18 protein-coding genes are annotated in these 19,069 nt (G+C 32.1%); 15 read left to right on the top strand and 3 right to left on the bottom strand.

Annotated features, from left to right (window positions below; translation table 11 throughout):
* Position 1: 1 nt before the first annotated feature.
* A complete protein-coding gene (gene mqo / locus WNY78_RS14950; protein WP_342874022.1) occupies positions 2–1,492 on the bottom strand; it encodes a malate dehydrogenase (quinone) in 1,491 nt (496 codons plus the stop codon).
* A gap of 79 nt (positions 1,493–1,571) precedes the next feature.
* Between mqo and WNY78_RS14955 the strand changes: the two genes are divergently transcribed.
* From WNY78_RS14955 to WNY78_RS14965, 3 genes are all read left to right on the top strand, one after another.
* A complete protein-coding gene (locus WNY78_RS14955) occupies positions 1,572–2,432 on the top strand; it encodes a TraB/GumN family protein (RefSeq protein WP_342874023.1) in 861 nt (286 codons plus the stop codon).
* Positions 2,433–2,656: 224 nt separating this feature from the next.
* A complete protein-coding gene (gene deoC / locus WNY78_RS14960; RefSeq protein WP_342874024.1) occupies positions 2,657–3,319 on the top strand; it encodes a deoxyribose-phosphate aldolase in 663 nt (220 codons plus the stop codon).
* A 68-nt stretch (positions 3,320–3,387) separates the two neighbouring features.
* Positions 3,388–3,912: a phosphoglycerate mutase family protein gene (locus WNY78_RS14965; RefSeq protein ID WP_342874025.1), complete on the top strand. Its 525-nt coding sequence runs from the start codon at positions 3,388–3,390 to the stop codon at positions 3,910–3,912.
* On the opposite strand, the gene WNY78_RS14970 is transcribed toward WNY78_RS14965, so the two are convergent.
* Positions 3,905–4,696, bottom strand: coding sequence for a DUF6503 family protein (locus tag WNY78_RS14970; protein ID WP_342874026.1), 792 nt, complete (start codon positions 4,694–4,696; stop codon positions 3,905–3,907). The genes WNY78_RS14965 and WNY78_RS14970 overlap by 8 nt on opposite strands.
* A gap of 82 nt (positions 4,697–4,778) precedes the next feature.
* Here WNY78_RS14970 and smpB point away from each other — a divergent pair, with 82 nt between their 5' ends.
* From smpB to WNY78_RS14985, 3 genes are all read left to right on the top strand, one after another.
* Complete coding sequence (smpB, locus tag WNY78_RS14975; RefSeq protein WP_342874027.1) at positions 4,779–5,237, top strand: SsrA-binding protein SmpB; 459 nt, start codon at positions 4,779–4,781, stop codon at positions 5,235–5,237.
* A gap of 180 nt (positions 5,238–5,417) precedes the next feature.
* Positions 5,418–7,877 carry a DUF5686 and carboxypeptidase regulatory-like domain-containing protein gene (locus WNY78_RS14980; protein WP_342874028.1) on the top strand — a complete coding sequence of 820 codons (2,460 nt, stop codon included), beginning with the start codon at positions 5,418–5,420 and terminating at the stop codon, positions 7,875–7,877.
* A gap of 4 nt (positions 7,878–7,881) precedes the next feature.
* Positions 7,882–8,325 (top strand): cytochrome c oxidase assembly factor Coa1 family protein, encoded by a 444-nt coding sequence (locus tag WNY78_RS14985; RefSeq protein ID WP_342874029.1) that lies wholly within the window; start codon positions 7,882–7,884, stop codon positions 8,323–8,325.
* A gap of 130 nt (positions 8,326–8,455) precedes the next feature.
* Here WNY78_RS14985 and WNY78_RS14990 read toward each other — a convergent pair whose 3' ends face one another.
* On the bottom strand, positions 8,456–9,097 hold the full coding sequence (locus WNY78_RS14990; RefSeq protein ID WP_342874030.1) for a protein-L-isoaspartate(D-aspartate) O-methyltransferase: 642 nt from the start codon (positions 9,095–9,097) through the stop codon (positions 8,456–8,458).
* A gap of 161 nt (positions 9,098–9,258) precedes the next feature.
* Between WNY78_RS14990 and WNY78_RS14995 the strand changes: the two genes are divergently transcribed.
* From WNY78_RS14995 to miaA, 9 genes are all read left to right on the top strand, one after another.
* Positions 9,259–10,218: a Gfo/Idh/MocA family oxidoreductase gene (locus WNY78_RS14995; protein WP_342874031.1), complete on the top strand. Its 960-nt coding sequence runs from the start codon at positions 9,259–9,261 to the stop codon at positions 10,216–10,218.
* Between the two features lie 87 nt (positions 10,219–10,305).
* Positions 10,306–11,196, top strand: a complete 891-nt coding sequence (locus WNY78_RS15000; protein WP_342874032.1) for a 3-hydroxybutyryl-CoA dehydrogenase — start codon at positions 10,306–10,308, stop codon at positions 11,194–11,196.
* Between the two features lie 187 nt (positions 11,197–11,383).
* Entirely contained in the window at positions 11,384–12,622 is a 1,239-nt protein-coding gene (locus tag WNY78_RS15005) for a DUF1015 domain-containing protein (RefSeq protein WP_342874033.1), read from the top strand.
* A gap of 54 nt (positions 12,623–12,676) precedes the next feature.
* Positions 12,677–13,195, top strand: a complete 519-nt coding sequence (locus tag WNY78_RS15010) for a hypothetical protein (protein WP_342874034.1) — start codon at positions 12,677–12,679, stop codon at positions 13,193–13,195.
* Between the two features lie 16 nt (positions 13,196–13,211).
* On the top strand, positions 13,212–13,883 hold the full coding sequence (locus WNY78_RS15015; RefSeq protein ID WP_342874035.1) for a YggS family pyridoxal phosphate-dependent enzyme: 672 nt from the start codon (positions 13,212–13,214) through the stop codon (positions 13,881–13,883).
* 56 nt (positions 13,884–13,939) lie between these two features.
* A complete protein-coding gene (locus tag WNY78_RS15020) occupies positions 13,940–15,301 on the top strand; it encodes an exonuclease domain-containing protein (RefSeq protein WP_342874095.1) in 1,362 nt (453 codons plus the stop codon).
* A 5-nt stretch (positions 15,302–15,306) separates the two neighbouring features.
* Positions 15,307–17,268 carry a DUF3857 domain-containing protein gene (locus WNY78_RS15025; RefSeq protein ID WP_342874036.1) on the top strand — a complete coding sequence of 654 codons (1,962 nt, stop codon included), beginning with the start codon at positions 15,307–15,309 and terminating at the stop codon, positions 17,266–17,268.
* A 21-nt stretch (positions 17,269–17,289) separates the two neighbouring features.
* The gene (locus WNY78_RS15030; RefSeq protein ID WP_342874037.1) at positions 17,290–18,165 is read left to right on the top strand and encodes an ion transporter; all 876 of its coding nucleotides are present in this window, start codon (positions 17,290–17,292) and stop codon (positions 18,163–18,165) included.
* On the top strand, positions 18,158–19,069 hold the full coding sequence (gene miaA, locus WNY78_RS15035) for a tRNA (adenosine(37)-N6)-dimethylallyltransferase MiaA (protein ID WP_342874038.1): 912 nt from the start codon (positions 18,158–18,160) through the stop codon (positions 19,067–19,069). The genes WNY78_RS15030 and miaA overlap by 8 nt, the downstream gene beginning before the upstream one ends.

Here is a 19,069-nt window from a genome sequence, read left to right on the forward strand (position 1 = left end):
GTTATGTTTTAAGTTTCAAACGTTCTTCGGAAATTTTAAGTTGCGTTTTAAATAGCGTTTCATCGACTTCTGTATTCCAACTCGGAACTATATCTGCTTTTAAACGCTTGCCTTTTTCAGAATTTAAAATCTCAGGAAATGCTTTATCTAAAACTTGTAACATGACGTGAGTTGCGGTTGAAGCTCCAGGAGAAGCACCAAGTAAACAAGTGATGCTTCCGTCTTTACTACTAACGACCTCAGTACCAAATTGTAGTTCTCCCTTTTCAAATTCATTCTTTTTAATAATCTGAACGCGTTGTCCTGCGACTAATAATTCCCATTCATCACTTTTAGCGTTTTTGTAAAATTTCCGAAGATCATTCATGCGATCCTCATGAGACATTGCTAATTGTTCAATTAAATATTTGGTTAAGGGAAGGTTTTGCCAAAAAGCGCCCAACATTGGAGTGATATTATCTAATTTAATAGATTTAAATAAGTCTAAATAAGACCCTTCTTTTAGAAATTTAGGACTAAATCCTGCAAATGGGCCAAATAATAACTCCTTTTTACCATCAATATAACGTGTATCTAAATGAGGTGTAGACATTGGAGGATCGTGTGGTCCTGCTTTGCTATATACCTTAGCATTGTGCTGCTTGATAATCTCTGGATTTTTACAAACAAGCCATTCTCCACTCACCGGGAATCCGCCATAACCTTCCTTTTCATCAATTTCTACCTTTTGTAAAAGCAACAAACTTCCTCCTCCTGCTCCAATAAACACATGCTTAGCATCATAGTACTTCTTTTGGTCAGAATCTAAATCTTTAATCTCAACAGACCACTCAACATCAACATCTGGATCAATATCCAATACATCATGATGGCATTGGACTTTGGTATCAAATTCGGTTTCTAAGATTTTAAAAAGCTGTCTTGTTAAGTTTCCGTAGTTAACTTCGGTCCCACGATTTATTCGGCTTGCTGCTATTTTTTCTTCGGAAGTTCTACCTTCAGCAATCAACGGAAACCAGTCTTTCATTTTGTCAATACTCTCAGTATATTCTATTGTATCAAACATGAAATGTGCTTTCATTTCTTTATAACGTTTCTTTAAATAGTTAACGTTATCTTCACCATAAACCCAACTGTGGTGTGGTACATTTTTTATAAATTCTGAAGGGTTTTCGAGCATTCTTTTTTCGACCAAATAAGACCAGAATTGCTTTGACACTTCAAATTGATTACAAATATCGATTGCTTTTTTAATTGAAACTCCTCCATTTTCTTGCGGACAATAATTTAACTCACATAATGCAGAGTGACCAGTTCCTGCGTTGTTCCAAGCAGCAGAACTCTCTAAAGCAACATCATCTAAACGCTCTAAAATAAGAATACTCATATCTGGATCAAATAATTTAGCCATAAGTGCCAAAGTAGCACTCATGATACCTGCTCCAACACAAATTAAATCATAGTCTTTATCTATGTGAATATCTTTAGCCATAAAAAAATTTTGAACGAATTTAATCAAGTTTTTTGTAACAATTAGTCAAGAAGTTATACAAATATTGAAAATTCATATCATGACAAAACAACTTTTATTATTTGCATTTACAATAATTAGCGTATTCAATTTAAATGCTCAAGAACTTGAAAAATCGCTCCTTTGGGAAATCTCTGGAAACGGGTTAACAGAGTCGTCCTATGTATATGGTACGATCCACATGACTTGTGATGCGACTTTAGACGAAGATGTTTTAAAGGCCTTAGATGACACTAAACTGCTTGTTTTAGAAATAGATATGGATGATCCTTCAATGCAAATGAGTATGATGAAAGGGATTTATATGAAAGAAGGTAAAACCATTAAAGACCTTGTTACTGAAGAGGAGTATCTTACAATTTCAAAGTTTGTGAAAGAACAAATGGGAATGCCTCTTGATGCAATGGGTAACATCAAACCCTTTTTTATAACTGCCATGTTTTATCCTAAATTATTAGGTTGTCCTGTGCAATCGTTTGAAGAAGAACTAATGAAGATAGCTCATGAGCAAGAAGAGGAAGTTTTAGGCTTAGAAACTGTTGAAGAGCAGCTTAACGTATTTGACGAGATACCTTACGAAGATCAAGCTACCGATTTATTACGCTCTGCAAAAGACAATTTAGCAACTGATAAAGCATCTTTTCAAAAATTGATGGAACTATATGATAATGAAGATATAGAAGGGATGATATTAATGATGGATGAAGATAAAAATCTTAGCACAACAAAGCATAAAGATAAAATGTTAGACAATAGAAATAAAAACTGGATTTCTAAAATTAGTGATCATGCCAATAAGCAACCTACCTTTTTTGGTGTTGGTGCAGCACACCTTGCTGGAGATAATGGTATCATAAAACTCCTTAGAGAAGCTGGTTATACGGTTAAAGCGTCAAATTAAAATTCACTCAAAAAAAGCACATAAGCCTCTCATAAAGAGGTTTTTTTGTTGAAAACATGTTAAAAACTCGTTAAGCATACAATAAAACTTTAGTCATTAAGGTTATGATTATAAGATATAATTATTAACTTTGAACTGCTATTAATTCCCAAATTTACATTTTTTCAAAAAACTGTTGATTCTTCTTCAAATCAAGAATTAGCATTAATTTACCTACTTAAAATATGAACATAAACTCATATATTGACCATACACTTTTAAGTGCAACTGCCACTGAACGTGATATTATTGACCATTGCAATCAAGCAAAGAAGCATCGGTTTTATTCGGTCTGCATTAATAGTTGCTACGTACCTTTAGCAAAACAATTACTTAAAAACTCTAACATAAAAATATGCACAGTTGTTGGGTTTCCACTTGGAGCTTCATCTACTGCTGCTAAAGTTTTCGAAGCCAAACAAGCCATTAATGATGGTGCACATGAGATTGATATGGTTATGAATCTTGGTATGTTTAAAAGTAAAAACTATGTTGAAGTTTTTAAAGACATTAAAGAAGTAAAAACTGCCATTGGCAAAATACCTTTAAAAGTCATCATAGAAATTAGCGAACTTTCAAAAAACGGAATCGTAAAAGCATCTGAAATTTGTGTTGACGCTAAAGTTGATTTTGTTAAAACATCTACTGGATTTACTAAAAGTGGTGCAACTCTTACTGCGGCAAAAATCATAAGAAAAACCGTTAGAGACAAATGTAAAATAAAAGTTTCTGGTGGTATTGGTGATTATGAAACTGCTAAAAAGTACATCGATATTGGTGTAGAACGTATTGGCACTTCAAAAGGTGTTGCGATTTCTAATGGAGAACTATCTAGTGCAGATTACTAATTTTAGCATCATTTAATAGTATTTTAGTAAAGAGTTTTTATATTTGAGAAACATCTAATTTTCAAATCATGAAATCACTATTCACATTACTTTTTGTTATCTCATTTACTTTACTTTCTTGTAATGAAGGTAAAAACAATAAAGACAACAAGGAAACAGACACGACGACTTATTATTTTATTCGCCATGCTGAAAAGGATAGAACAGATGCTACAAATAGAAATCCAGATTTAAATGAATTAGGACTAAAACGTGCAGATAGATGGGCTGACTATTTCAAAAACATCAAACTAGACGCTATATATTCTACCAATTATAACCGTACACAACAAACTGCTCAACCCACTGCTAAAGATAAAAATTTAGAGATTTTGGATTATGACCCAAGTGCTTTATATACTGACGATTTTGCAAAAGCAACCAAAGGAAAAACAGTTCTAGTTGTTGGTCATAGCAACACAACTCCAGCATTTGTTAATATGGTTTTGGGTGAAAAGAAACACGAGGATATTGATGATAATGATAACGGACAAATGTTTATTGTAAAAATTTCCGGAGAAAAAATCACAGACGAAGCCCTTTCTATTAATTAAGTTTTACTTTAATATTCTCCAACTCTATTTTAGAAAGTAAGTTTAAATTATCGCTTTCAAATAATTGAGGCAAGTCTGTTAATGCAATAGAAGCATCTTCTGGTTTGTAATTATTGTAATCTACAAACCGAACACCTTCAACATAACGTTCATTATAAGCCTCTCTAAAACGAATTCCTTTACCGTCATCTTCATTATAAGAATAGGCTAAATAATCAACTTTTTTAGTCTCTTGGTTTATCCAATAGATAAATTCATCTTCAAAATCTTCTCCTCCTCCATCTTGACTAAACGTTACTTTTACAGTTCTATACATGTTGTTTTTTACTGAAACATCTTCCAATAAGACCTTATTAACTGCCTTATCATTTAGTCCAAAAGGCAATACCGAGAAATAGTGCACAGAATTCAAAGAAGCCGCATATTTCACAGCAATAGAATCTTGTACTGCCATTGGAAAATCATTCACAAAACGTTGAAACCCTTTATTATTTACAACATCTCTAATGTTAGTAATGGTATCAAAATACATTACTGTTTGATCTATAAATTGACGTTCTAAATTATAACTTCCATTATTTCTAGTTGCTAAATAATGTTTGTCTCTAAAATCAAATTCAATTGTAGAATTATTTAACTTATTTACTCCAGCAACTTCAATCGAAGTATCAATAACAGATTGTGCCGTTTGTTTTTCTATTTGTTTTTCTACGGAAATGTCTTGCTTCACATTTTTGCAATTGAAAAGAATAATAGAAAATAATACGAGTATTGTGTATTTCATGAAATGAATATTTTAATGTAAGTCGTAAAACAAGTTGATTAATAACATGCAAAAATATTAAATTTATTTACCTTTGTTTTCTATGCAAAAATCGGTAAACATAAAGAACAAGAAAGCAAAGTTTGAGTACGAGATTCTCGATACTTACACAGCTGGCATTGTGCTTACTGGAACCGAAATAAAATCTATTAGAGATAGTAAAGCATCTATTGCTGAAGGTTTTTGTGAATTCAATGATCGTGGAGAACTTTTTGTCATCAATATGACCATCCAAGAATATGTTTTTGGAAATTACTACAATCATAAACCAAAGGCAGAACGTAAATTATTACTCAACAAAAGAGAACTTAAAAAATTAGAAAAGGAAGTAAATGTTAAAGGAAATGCAATAATTCCACTGCGTTTATTTGTCAACGAAAAAGGGTTAGCAAAACTCGATATCGCTCTAGGCAAAGGTAAGAAACTCTATGATAAACGTGAGGTCATCAAAGATCGTGATAACAAGAAAAATCTAGATCGTATTAAAAAAATCTACAAGTAACTTTCCTCTTACATACTTAATCTTGTAAGAAAATATTTAACAAAACTATTCGTTTTATTTATGATTGTTTAACAAAAGACATTTAATTAAATGTCTAAGTTTGACATTGAAATTATTATCAGGCAACCTTTTTACAAAAATGTGCGTCTATATAATAAAACCATCAATCAACTCTAACACATGAAAACAAAACTACTCTCAACGCTTACACTTTTATGCGTAATCGTTTCATTTGCACAAATTAAAGGAACCGTTACAGATGACAAAAATCAACCTTTACCATTTGTAAATATCTATCTAGAAAATACCTATACTGGCACAACCAGTAACGAAGACGGAAACTACGAGCTTAATATTTCCGAAGAAAAAAGTTATACAGTTGTATTTCAGTATTTAGGCTATAAAACGGTTAAAAAAGCTGTAGACATCCAATCGTTTCCGTTTACATTAGATGCGGTTCTTACCGAAGAACAAGTATCACTTAATGAGGTTGTGATTAATTCCGAAGAAAATCCAGCAAACATAATTATTCGTGCAGCAATCGCAAAACGAAAAGAAAACCTTGAGAAAATCAATAGTTACAAAGCCGATTTTTACTCACGAGGATTAATTAGAATCAAAGATGCACCAAAAAAGATTTTAGGTGAAGAGATAGAAATTGACGGACTAGATTCAACAAGAAGTGGTGTCATTTATCTATCAGAAACGGTTTCTAAATTAGAATTTCTAAGACCAAATAAGCTAAAAGAAAAAATCTTAGCCTCAAAAGTAAGTGGAGACAGCAAAGGTTTTAGCTTTAATAATGCCATAGATGTAGAATTTGATTTATACGAAAACACTATTGAACTTGGTAATCAAATCATCTCACCTATTGCCAACAATGCATTTGGATATTATCGCTATAAATTAGAAGGTGTGTTTTATGATGACAGAGGTAACCTCATCAATAAAATTAAAGCAACACCAAAACGAGAAAACGATCCTGTTTTTGAAGGTTACATATATATTGTTGAAGATCAATGGACGATTTATGCAGCAGAATTAGACATCACAGGAACAAAAGCAAAACTTCTAGGCGTTGACAAAATCACTATTACTCAAAATTATTCGTTCTCAGAAAACGATCAAATATGGGCTAAAATTTCTCAAAATATCGATTTTAAATATGGTCTCTTCGGAATAAAAGGCGATGGTCGTTTTACTGCTGTATTTAGCAATTACGAATTTAATCCAGGATTAACTAGAAATGATTTTTCTAGAGAAATAGTCTCTTTTGCAGCTGAGGCTAATAAAAAAGATTCTACGTTTTGGAACTTGACCAGACCTGTCCCATTAACCACAGAAGAATTTACAGATTATATCAAAAAAGACAGTATTCAACTCGTAAAAGATTCTAAAGTGTATAAAGATTCTGTAGATACGGTTAGAAATAAATTTAAGTTAGGTGATATTATTGGAGGATACACTTTTAATAATACTCACGAAAACTGGAGAGCAGGAATCACCTCTCCTATTGAAGCCATTAGCTTTAATACTGTACAAGGTTGGAATGGTAACATAGGTGCTTTTTACACAAAAGGCTTTAACGATTATGAGCGCTATTTATCTATAGGCGGAAATATCAACTACGGATTTAGTGATGATCGTTTAAGAGGAACGCTTTACGCAACGTATAAATTCAACAATAAAAGCAGACCTTATTTAACGGTTTCTGGAGGTGTGACAACACAGCAATTTAATTCTAGTCAGCCTATTTCAAAATTAATGAATACTGCGTTTTCTATGTTTTCTGAACAAAACTTCATGAAAATCTATGAAAACAGTTTTGCACAAGTATCCTACTCAAATGAACTTTTTAATGGCTTTAGAATTAATACAAGTCTAGGGTATCAAAAAAGACAAGCATTATTTAACACCACTGATCAAGCATGGTATCCACAAGATGATAGAGAATACACAAGTAACAATCCTATAGATGATACTGCTTATGGTATTGCGCCTTTTGCAACGCATAACATAGTAAAATTCGCTGTGGATGCACGTATTAACTTTGCTCAAAATTATTTGAGTTATCCTGATGGAAAATATAATATCCCAAGTAGAAAATATCCAACGCTTAATATTGGATATGAAAAAGGATTCGCTTCAACTATTGATGATTATAATTTTGATCAAGTAAAAATTCGTGTGTCGCAAGGATTGAATATTGCAGATAAAGGTCGTTTTGATTACAACATAAAAGCAGGTAAATTCTTTAATGGAGACGATATTGCTTTTGTAGACTATCAACATTTCAATGGTAATCAAACACAAATTGGTGCAGGCTCATACCTCAATGTATTTAATAATTTGCCTTATTATGCAGCGAGTACAAACGATTCTTATTTAGAGATGCATGCCGAACATGATTTTAATGGTTTTCTCCTCGGAAAAGTACCATTATTAAAAAAGCTCAACTTTAATTTGGTAGTTGGAGCACATGCACTAGCAACTCCAGACAACAAACCATATCAAGAATATACCATTGGATTAGATAACATTGGTTGGGGAAAATTTAGATTCTTAAGATTAGATTATGTGCGCTCGTATCAAAGCGGATTTCAAAGCGATGCTATTTTATTTGGTTTGAAGTTTTTCTAAAGTAATGGACAATACGATCATACAAAATAAAAATTGGTGGCAACGCAACTGGAAATGGATAATCCCAAGTACTGTAATTATGTTTGGATTATTTGTATTCTTCTTTTATGGACTAGGTGGTGCTGCCACAGATATTTCTAAAGCGTATGCAGAAAAGGATGTCTACAACAATGCATTTAAAAAAGTGAAAACAAACAACAAAGCTTCTGAAGTTTTAGGAGAGCTACAACCCATTGATAACTTAGCTATTTTAGAAGGCTCTGTACATTACTCCAATAAAAACAAAACATTTAAGTCATCTACTCGAATTGTAGGATCAAAAGCAAGTGGCAAATTAGATATTATTGCAGATAAGGTAGATGACGTTTGGGTGTATAAACTGATTAAAGTTCGAGTGAAGCAACCTAAAGATCAAAGACAGACTATTGTGGTATTGAAATTGGAATGATTTTCTCTCGCAAAGGCATAGAGTCGCAAAGACTTACTCAGCCGACTAATCTCGATTATGTATTTGTTTTAAAACCGTAATCATAATTTATTTAAAATAAGAGTAATCACAACCAACTTTGCGAGATCACCTAATTCTTATCCTCCAACAAAGGCACAAATCGAAATTCCCCAAACTCATGCTGCTCAAAATCTTTTGGACCTTTTCTAATGAACAAAGTCATTACTTGCACCTCATCTCCAACAGGAATCACTAGACGTCCTCCAATTTTTAACTGGCTCAGTAAAGGTTTAGGCACAAATGGTGCTCCAGCAGTAACGATAATACTGTCAAAAGGCGCTTCGGCTTCTAATCCAATGTAACCATCACCAAAAATGAGTTTCTTTGCACGATAACCCAATTTAGGTAAAAACTTACTCGTTTTTTTATAGAGTTCGTTTTGACGTTCTATGCTAAATACCTTGGCTCCTAACAAACATAACACAGCAGTTTGGTAACCACTTCCTGTTCCAATTTCTAAAACAGTATCTCCTGGTTTTACTTGCATTAATTCGGTTTGAAAAGCAACTGTATAAGGTTGTGAAATCGTTTGATCTGCTCCTATTGGGAAGGCCTTATCTTGGTATGCATGGTCCAAAAAACCAGAGTCCATAAATAAATGTCTCGGGATTTTACCAATAGCGTCAAGTACTTTCGCATTGGTTATTCCTTTGGTTTTTAAGATGTCAACTAATTTCTGTCGTAAGCCTTGATGTTTAAATGTGTCTTTCAAAGTCGTTTGTTAGGTTTGCTTTGTAAAAATAACTGAAACATTTTTATACTGAAAGTTAAATGTAATCGAATTATCAACGACGTGAAATAGCTATAGATTTATTATCAAATTCACATAAATAAACGTCTAAAAATCTTATTTTTGATAAAAATCGAAAAACAATGCTAAAAGCTGGAGTACTTGGTGCTGGTCATCTAGGTAAAATTCATTTAAGACTTCTTAATCAATCTGATAAATATGAGCTTATAGGTTTCTATGATGCAGATGAAGTTAATGGTAAAAAAGTGGAAGAAGAATTTGGATACAAATACTTCAAAACCATGGAAGCGCTCATTGAAGCTGTAGACATGGTTGATATTGTAACACCTACATTATCACATTACGATTGTGCTAAAAAAGCCATTTCTTTTGGCAAGCATATTTTTATAGAAAAACCTATTACCAATACAGTTGAAGAAGCTGAACATATTAGACAATTATTGGCTGAACATGATATTCGCGGACAAGTAGGACACGTAGAACGTTTTAATCCTGCCTTTATAGCAGTGAGAGAACAGATCAAAAACCCGATGTTTATTGAAACGCATCGTTTGGCAGAATTTAATCCTCGTGGAACAGATGTTCCTGTGGTTTTAGATTTAATGATTCACGATATAGATATTATTTTAAGTGTCGTGAAGTCTAAAGTAAAAAAGGTGAATGCAAGTGGAGTTTCGGTAATTAGTGATACTCCAGATATTGCGAATGCTCGTATAGAATTTGAAAACGGTTGTGTTGCCAATCTTACTGCGAGTCGTATTTCACTAAAAAACATGAGAAAAACACGTTTCTTTCAAAAGGATGCTTACATCTCTGTAGATTTTCTAGAGAAAAAATGTGAGGTCGTTAAAATGAAAGATGCACCAAAAACGCCTGGAGATTTTGATATGATTCTTCAAAATGCCGAAGGTGTCAAAAAACAGATCTATTTTGACAATCCAGAAGTAGCCAATAATAATGCTATTCTAGACGAATTAGAAACCTTTGCAGATGCCATCAATAATAATACAACTCCAATTGTAACATTACATGATGGAACTGAAGCTTTACGTGTAGCAAAAATGATTATTGATCAATTTTAATACCCTATTTTTTTCTTCGGTAAAGTAAAAATTCAAATAAAACAGGTGACGATTTAGTTAAAAGTCACTATCTATAATAACAATTTCATGAAAAACATAGCAGTTATAGGAGCAGGAACCATGGGAAACGGAATTGCCCACACTTTCGCTCAATCAGGATTTAAAGTACAATTAATAGATATTAGTGAAGCGTCTCTTAAACGAGGCATGGATACTATTGCTAAAAATTTAGATCGCATGGTGTCTAAAGAGAAAATTTCCGAAGATGATAAAAAAGCGACTCTTGATAATATTACAACATACACAGATATTACAGCTGGTGTTAAAAACGCAAATTTAGTTGTTGAAGCTGCAACAGAAAACATTGATTTAAAGCTCAAGATATTTAAACAATTAGATGAAGCATGTGGTGCAGACACCATTTTAGCATCAAATACATCGTCTATTTCAATTACGCAAATTGGAGCTGTAACTTCTAGACCAGAGATGGTGATTGGGATGCACTTTATGAATCCTGTACCAATTATGAAATTGGTAGAGATTATTCGTGGTTATAACACAAGTGACGACGTGACAAAAACCATAATGGACTTATCTAAAACGTTAGGCAAAGTGCCAACAGAGGTTAACGATTATCCAGGTTTTGTGGCTAACCGCATTTTAATGCCTATGCTTAACGAATCTATTGAAACGCTATACAATGGTGTTGCTGGTGTTGAAGAAATTGACACGGTTATGAAATTAGGAATGGCACATCCAATGGGACCTTTACAGTTAGCAGATTTTATTGGTCTTGATGTTTGTTTGTCTATACTAAATGTAATGTACGACGGATTCAAAAACCCAAAATATGCACCTTGTCCACTGTTAGTAAATATGGTAAGAGCTGGAAAACTAGGTGTAAAATCTGGTGAAGGTTTTTATGATTATTCTGAAAGTAGAAAGGCTGAAAAGGTTTTTGGACAGTTTGCTAAGTAAGCAGTGGTTTGTGGTCTGTGGTCTTGCAACTATATTTCTGAAAATCAATTCAATGAACTCACTAATGAGAGTTTAGAAGTTGGAAAACTTATTAATTATATGATATTAAACCCTAAGAAATTCGGTTCTAATTAATTAAATACTCTGAACACCGAACACTCAATACTGAATACTGAACACAAAAATTTTGGCAAAAATTCTTCCATTTAAAGCAGTACGACCAACACGAGATAAAGTAAGCTTGGTGGCTTCTCGATCGTACCAAACTTATACTCAAGCTGAGCGTGAGGCTCGATTAGATTATAATCCGTTTTCGTTTTTACACATTGTAAATCCTGGTTATAAATACGCTAGAGAAATTACTGGTAAAGAGCGCTATCAATTAGTGAGAAATCGTTATTTAGAATTTAAAGAAGATAATGTATTTGTGCATGATGAATCGCCAAGCTATTATATTTATAAAATTGTAGACAGAGACAAACAAATTTTTAATGGTATCGTAGCAGCTGCAAGTGCAGAAGATTATGAAAATGGCGTTATAAAAAAACATGAAAACACGATTGAGTATCGCGAGCGTATTTTTAAAGATTATTTAAAAACCGTTGGCTTTAATGCAGAGCCTGTACTCCTCACCTATCCTGACAACGATATTATTTCAAACATTATTAAAGACACACAAAAAGAACGTGCAGAGTTTGAATTTACAACTACATATCGTGATACTCATTACCTTTGGAAATTGGAAGACTCCAATATAATCGCTACCATCAAAAACCAATTTGAACAGATGTCAACCATTTATATTGCAGATGGTCATCATCGTTCTGCATCATCCTATTTACTCTATAAAGATGAAAAATCTCAGAATCCTAATCATACTGGACAGGAATCTTATAATCAATTTATGACCTTTTTAATTCCAGAATCGGAACTACGCATTCATGAGTTTAACAGACTGGTTAAAGATTTAAACGGATTGACTAAAGAGGAATTTTTGATTCAGTTAGATACCATTTTCAGAATTGAGAATAGAGGCATCATGCCTTATAAACCATCAAAAAAACATCATTTTAGTATGTATTTAGATGGTGAGTTCTACTCTTTATATCTTCGGAAAACAGGTTATGATTTTAAAACATCACTTGATGCTTTAGATCCTCAAATTTTATACAATACTATTTTACAGCCTATTCTTGGTATTGAAGATTTACGTAACGATAATAGAATTAGTTATATCAACGGAAAAAAAGACGTCATCAATGTTAAAAGCGCTATTGATTCTGGTGAATATGCGGTTGGTTTTGGCATGGTTCCTGTTGACATTAACGAAATGAAACATATTGCAGACGACGGACTTAAAATGCCTCCAAAGAGCACGTTTATTGAACCTAAGTTAAGAAGTGGTGTAACTATTTATGAGTTTTAATTAATTCACTTTTTTTGAAACCTATTTAATAATCTTATCCTTTAAAATAATGTTATGAAAAACATATTTAGATTAATCATAATTATTGTTATCACTATTGTTTTTAGTTGTGGCTCATCAGATGATTCAAACTGCACTAAAACGATAACAATCCCTCAAATTTATTTTGTTGGCAACCAATCTTACTCTTACGATATAACTCAAGAAGTAGCTTGTGATTTTCCTGAACCTGAAGACTCTGTTGTAGTTGAGCCTCCAGCATTAGAAAATTTCACCTATGAAATTTTGTTTTTCACATACACTCCAGATACTGGTAATAATACATCTAGATTGGAATTTGAGATTAAACTGAACAACAATAATAATTTTTCTGTAGAAGGTGTACCTATATTAACTATGATGTCTGATGATTTATCATTTTCTGGTAGTTACTCAAATAATGCATCCATACCTTGTTATGGTATTGATGCTAATTCTAGCTGTATTTTAACTTTTGAAGCTGAAGACTCACTAGACTTAGGTGCTGTGAACTCTATACAACTTCTCGATGTTAAGTACTATTTAATTAACTAATTCAAGACTATCATTAATGAGCATAAAACAAAACCTAAACGACATAAAATCGCAACTCCCAAACCAAGTCACACTAGTTGCAGTTTCTAAAACAAAACCAATTAGTGATTTAATGGAAGCTTATGATGCTGGTCAGCGAATTTTTGGAGAAAACAAAATCCAAGAAATGGCAGATAAGTATGAAGAAATGCCAAAAGATATTGAATGGCATATGATAGGTCATGTACAACGCAACAAAGTTAAATACATGGCTGAATTTGTGAGCTTAATTCACGGTGTGGATAGCTTTAAATTATTTAAAGAAATTAATAAACAAGCTCTAAAATATGATCGTATTATCAATTGCTTAATTCAGATTAAAATTGCTGAAGAGGATAGTAAATTTGGTATGTCTGCTAAAGATGCTCAAGAAATGTTGATTTCCGAAGAATTTAAAAATTTAAAAAACGTTACTATAGCAGGACTCATGGGAATGGCAACATTTACTGATGATGACACCCAAGTTAAACAAGAATTTAAAAGACTTAAAACTACTTTTGATGATTTAAAATGGCTAAAGTCTGAGAACTGTAACCTGGAAATTATTTCTATGGGAATGAGTGGTGATTATAAATTAGCAATAGAATGTGGAAGTAACATGATTCGTGTAGGAAGTAGTATATTTGGAGTACGAAATTACACAAATTAGTTTTCAGTCGCAGTTTCAGTAAACATCAAAACATTAATCAAAATAAATCAAACGCTATTTACGCAATACTAGATATAGAAACCACAGGCGGAAAGTATAATGAAGAAGGCATCACAGAAATAGCCATTTATAAATTTGATGGTCATGAAGTGGTCGATAAATTTATAAGTCTTGTAAATCCTGAGCGCGAAATTCAACCTTTTGTAGTTAATTTAACAGGTATAAATAGCAATATGCTTAAAAGCGCTCCAAAGTTTTATGAAGTAGCTAAGCGCATTGTTGAGATTACAGAAGACTGCATCATCGTTGCACACAATTCTCAGTTTGATTACAGAATTTTACGTACTGAGTTTAAGAGATTAGGTTTTGTTTTTAAACGAAGATCATTGTGTACAGTAGAACTTTCAAAACAATTAATACCAGATCAAGCCTCTTATAGTTTAGGGAAATTAACTCGTGCTTTAGGAATTCCTGTTAGCGATAGACATCGTGCTAATGGAGACGCAATGGCAACTGTAAAATTGTTTAAACTATTATTAGCCAAAGATGTAGAGAAAAACATTATAAAAGATAATGTTAAACAGGATATTTCTAAACGTATAAAAGACACACATAAAACTATTATAGATAAATTACCATCTGTAACTGGTGTGTACTACATTCATGCAGAAAATGGTGATATTATTTACATCGGAAAAAGTAAAAATATAAAGCAACGCATCAATCAACATTTTACAAATACGAGTTCAAAATCTAAGAAGCTTCAGTTACATGCAAAATCTGTTACATATGAAGCTACGGGAAGTGAACTTGTAGCCTTATTGAAAGAAAGCGAAGAAATAAAACGTAATAAGCCTATTTATAATCGTGCTTTGAGACGAACTACATTTACTCATGCCCTTTTTAGTTTTATAGATAATAATGGCTATATCAATTTAAAAATTGACAAGACAAATGTCAATGAAAAACACATTACTACTTTTAGCAATATGCAAAGTGCTAAAAGTTTTATGTTTAAAGTTGTTGAGCAATATTCGCTTTGTCAAAAATTAACAGGACTCTACCCTTCAAAAACGAGTTGCTTCAATTATACCATTAAAAATTGCAATGGTGCATGTATTAATGAAGAGTCTCCAGAAGATTATAACAAACGTGTTGAAGAACTCATTACTAAAAACAGCTATGACAACAAGAACATGCTTATACTAGACCAAGGTAGAGTCATCGATGAGAAAAGTGTGATTTTTATAGAAAATGGAGTGTTTAGAGGTTTGGGCTTTTATGAACTGAATCATCAAATTAATAACATTGATGTTTTAGAATCTATTATTACGCCTATGGAAAACAACAGAGATACACAGCATATCATCCAAAGTTATTTGAGACGTAATAAAAAAGTTAAAACAATCTCTTTATAATCTATATGAAATATTTTGCCCTATTTATATGTTTAGCTTTTAGTTCACTAAATGCTCAAAATGATTTTTATTCTGAAGGTTTTGAAGTTACCAAACCAGATATTGAGATAAACGAATTTGCAAAAGACTCAACAGCAAATGCGTTAATAATATATGAAGTTGGTGATAGTTATGTTGACAAACATAGTTATAGATTAAAAACGACTGTAAAACGTAAATTAAAAATTCTGAATCGTAATGGCTTTAATCAAGGTACGGTTTCAATTTATCTTTATGATAACAATAAAGGCAAAAAGGAAAAAGTAGAAGACATATATGCTACTGTTTACAATCTAGAAAACGGAAAAATAGTTAATACTAAACTTGAGAAGTCTTCCATATTTGAGGAAAACTATAATGAGAATTATAATATTGTCAAATTTGCATTACCAAATATACAAGTCGGTTCTGTGATTACTTACAGCTATACTGTAGAAACACCTTTTATGCATAACTATAGAAGTTGGTATTTTCAAGATGACATTCCAAAACTTCATAGTGAGTACAATGCAAGTATTCCTGGGAATTGGGAGTACAATATAAAACTTGTAGGAGTCAATAAATTGACCACAAAATATTCTACTATCGAAAAAAACTGTTTACAAATCTCCAATGGAGCGAATTCTAGTTGTGGTATTTATAAATATGTGATGAAAGATGTTCCTGCCTTTGTTAATGAGGACTTCATGACAACTAGACTAAATTATTTATCTCGTATTGAATATGAATTAAAAGTCTTTAGAGGTTTTGATGGTACTATTGAGAACATCACTAAAACTTGGAAATCTACCGATAAGGAAATTGAAAAAGATACAGATTTAGGCAAGCAACTAAGAAGAACAAGTATTGTTAAAAACCTTTTAGATGAAACTTTTACTACAGAAACTGATGAACTCACAAAGGCAAAACAGATTTTAGAATATGTTCAAAATGAATATGTTTGGAACGAAAGTTTTAATGTACTTCAAAATGTATCTTTAAAAGATCTTATCTCTGAAAAATCTGGAAATGTTGGAGAAATCAATGCCCTACTTTACAATCTATTAATTACAAATGATATTGACGCAAAGCCCATACTCTTGTCTACACGAAATAACGGATTTATAACACAAGTTTATCCTGTTTTATCTGATTTCAACTATTTGATAATTAAAGTCAATATCAATGGTGAAACCTATTTACTTGATGCTACAGGTGACTATTTAACTTTTGGTCAAATTCCATTTAGATGTCTTAACTCCTATGGTCGTTTGTTAGACTTTGATTCAAAAAGTGAATGGTATTCTATACATATCAAAGATTATAGTGCTAAGATATTTAGATATGATTTAGATTTTGATGAGAATAAAATCTTAAAAGGAGAAGTTAATTATTTATCTAAAGGCTATCACTCTCTTCATGATAGAGAACGTTATTTTACAAATATTGAAACTTTTAAAAATGATTTTATTAATAAATACAATTCTTTAGAAATTTCAGAATTTGATATTATTGACACTAAAAAAACGAGTGCAGACTTTAATTTAAGTTTTCAAATTGAACATTCACCAGATGAAGTAGGTAACACTATTTATATTAATCCTTTTGTAATAAAGTATTTTGATAAAAACCCGTTTCAACTACAAGAGCGTAGTTATCCTATAGATTTTGGTTATAAGGATACCTATACTTATGGTATAAAAATTAATATTGATGATACTTTCGTCATAAAATCTTTACCTGAGTCAACAAACTTAGCACTTCCAAACAACAAAGGCTCATTTATTTTCTCAGCTAAACAGGAAGGAAATTCTGTAATATTATATTTTAAACTTTCATTTAAAGAGGCTAAATATGAGCCTGCTTTTTATGATGGATTAAAAAAACTACTTGAACAAGTTATTAATACTCAAAACAACTCTCTAATTGTCTTAGAGAAAAAACAATAAAGTTTTAGTACATTTGATTTAATGACTACCAACAACACAACTAGTAATTGGAAAGATAAACTTCATGAAATAATTTATGAAGCAGATACTCCTGCTGGAAAATTGTTTGATGTTGTTTTACTTATTTTTATTATTGCTAGTATTGTATTAGTAATGCTAGAAAGTGTCAAAACAATTGACGCTAGATATCATAATATCCTATATTATGGAGAATGGGTTGTCACCATTTTATTCTCTCTAGAATATATTGCTAGAATTATTACGGTTCGTAAACCTTGGAAATATATTTTTAGTTTTTACGGAATAATTGACTTCCTATCTACAATCCCAATGTATCTTTCTTTTATTCTAGCTGGTTCTCATGCACTTGTTGCTTTAAGAGCTTTACGTTTATTACGTGTGTTCAGAATTTTAAAATTAGCACGTTATTTAGGAGCTTCAAATCAGCTCGCAAGTGCTATAAAGGCTAGTAGAGCTAAGATTGCTGTTTTTCTCTTTGCTGTACTAATTGCTGCTGTAATTTTTGGAACCATAATGTATTTAGTGGAAGGTGAAGCAAACGGTTTTACTAATATCCCAAAAAGTGTGTATTGGTGTATCGTAACACTTACAACTGTTGGATTTGGTGATATTGCTCCTCAAACGCCATTAGGTCAACTCATTGCTACAATAATCATGATATTAGGTTATGGTATTATAGCTGTTCCTACAGGTATTGTATCTGCAGAATACACTAAAGCTAGTGATGATGGTGACAAAAAATTTTCAGACGAAGAGCATAAGCATATAAAAGATCTTAATCTCAACACGCAAAGCTGTGCAAATTGTCTTGCCGAATCGCATCAAGATGGTGCACAATATTGCTATAAATGCGGTTTCGAATTACATCATGACTAAAATTCTCATCTCTATTGTTGGTCCTACAGCTATAGGAAAAACAGCACTTAGCATTAAATTGGCAAATTTTTTTAATACTGAAATTATTTCGGCAGATTCTAGACAGTTTTATCAAGAAATGCAAATAGGTACTGCGGCTCCTACTCCAACTGAACTTGCTGCAGCGACTCACCATTTCATTAAACACATTTCGGTTGATAACTACTATAATGTTGGTGATTTTGAAAAAGATGCGATCTCTTTACTTCAAGAACTTTATAAAAAACATGATGTCGTAATTATGGTTGGTGGTTCAGGATTATATGTTAATGCTGTAACCAAAGGACTGGATGAACTTCCAAAAGTGGATCATGAAATAAGAGAAACTTTAAATGATAGGTTACAAAAAGACGGTCTTGAAGCTTTACAATTTCAGCTAAAAGAATTAGACCTAAAAGCTTACAATACGATTGCAATTGATAATCCGCAACGAGTGATAAGAGCATTAGAAGTTTGTTTATCCAGCGGAAAGCCTTACACTTCTTTTTTAACTTCGGAAGACAAAAAAAGAAATTTTAAAACCATAACTGTAGGGTTAACAGCAGATAGACCAATCATCTACGACCGAATTAATAGACGTGTCGACCTCATGATGGATGATGGATTAATGGAAGAAGTTGAAGGATTACTTCCGAAGAAAAGTTTAAACGCATTAAAAACGGTTGGCTATAAAGAGCTATTTAATGTTCTGGAAAATCAATGGGATTTAGAGTTTGCAATACAAGAAATAAAGAAAAATTCTAGACGTTTTGCAAAGCGACAATTGACCTGGTTTAAAAAGAATGAAGAAACAATTTGGTTTGATTACGAAACTGATATTGAATTGATTATCAATACCATAAATAATAAAATTAATACACTTTGA

The organism is Psychroserpens sp. AS72 (assembly GCF_038900375.1).
Lineage (GTDB): Bacteria > Bacteroidota > Bacteroidia > Flavobacteriales > Flavobacteriaceae > Psychroserpens.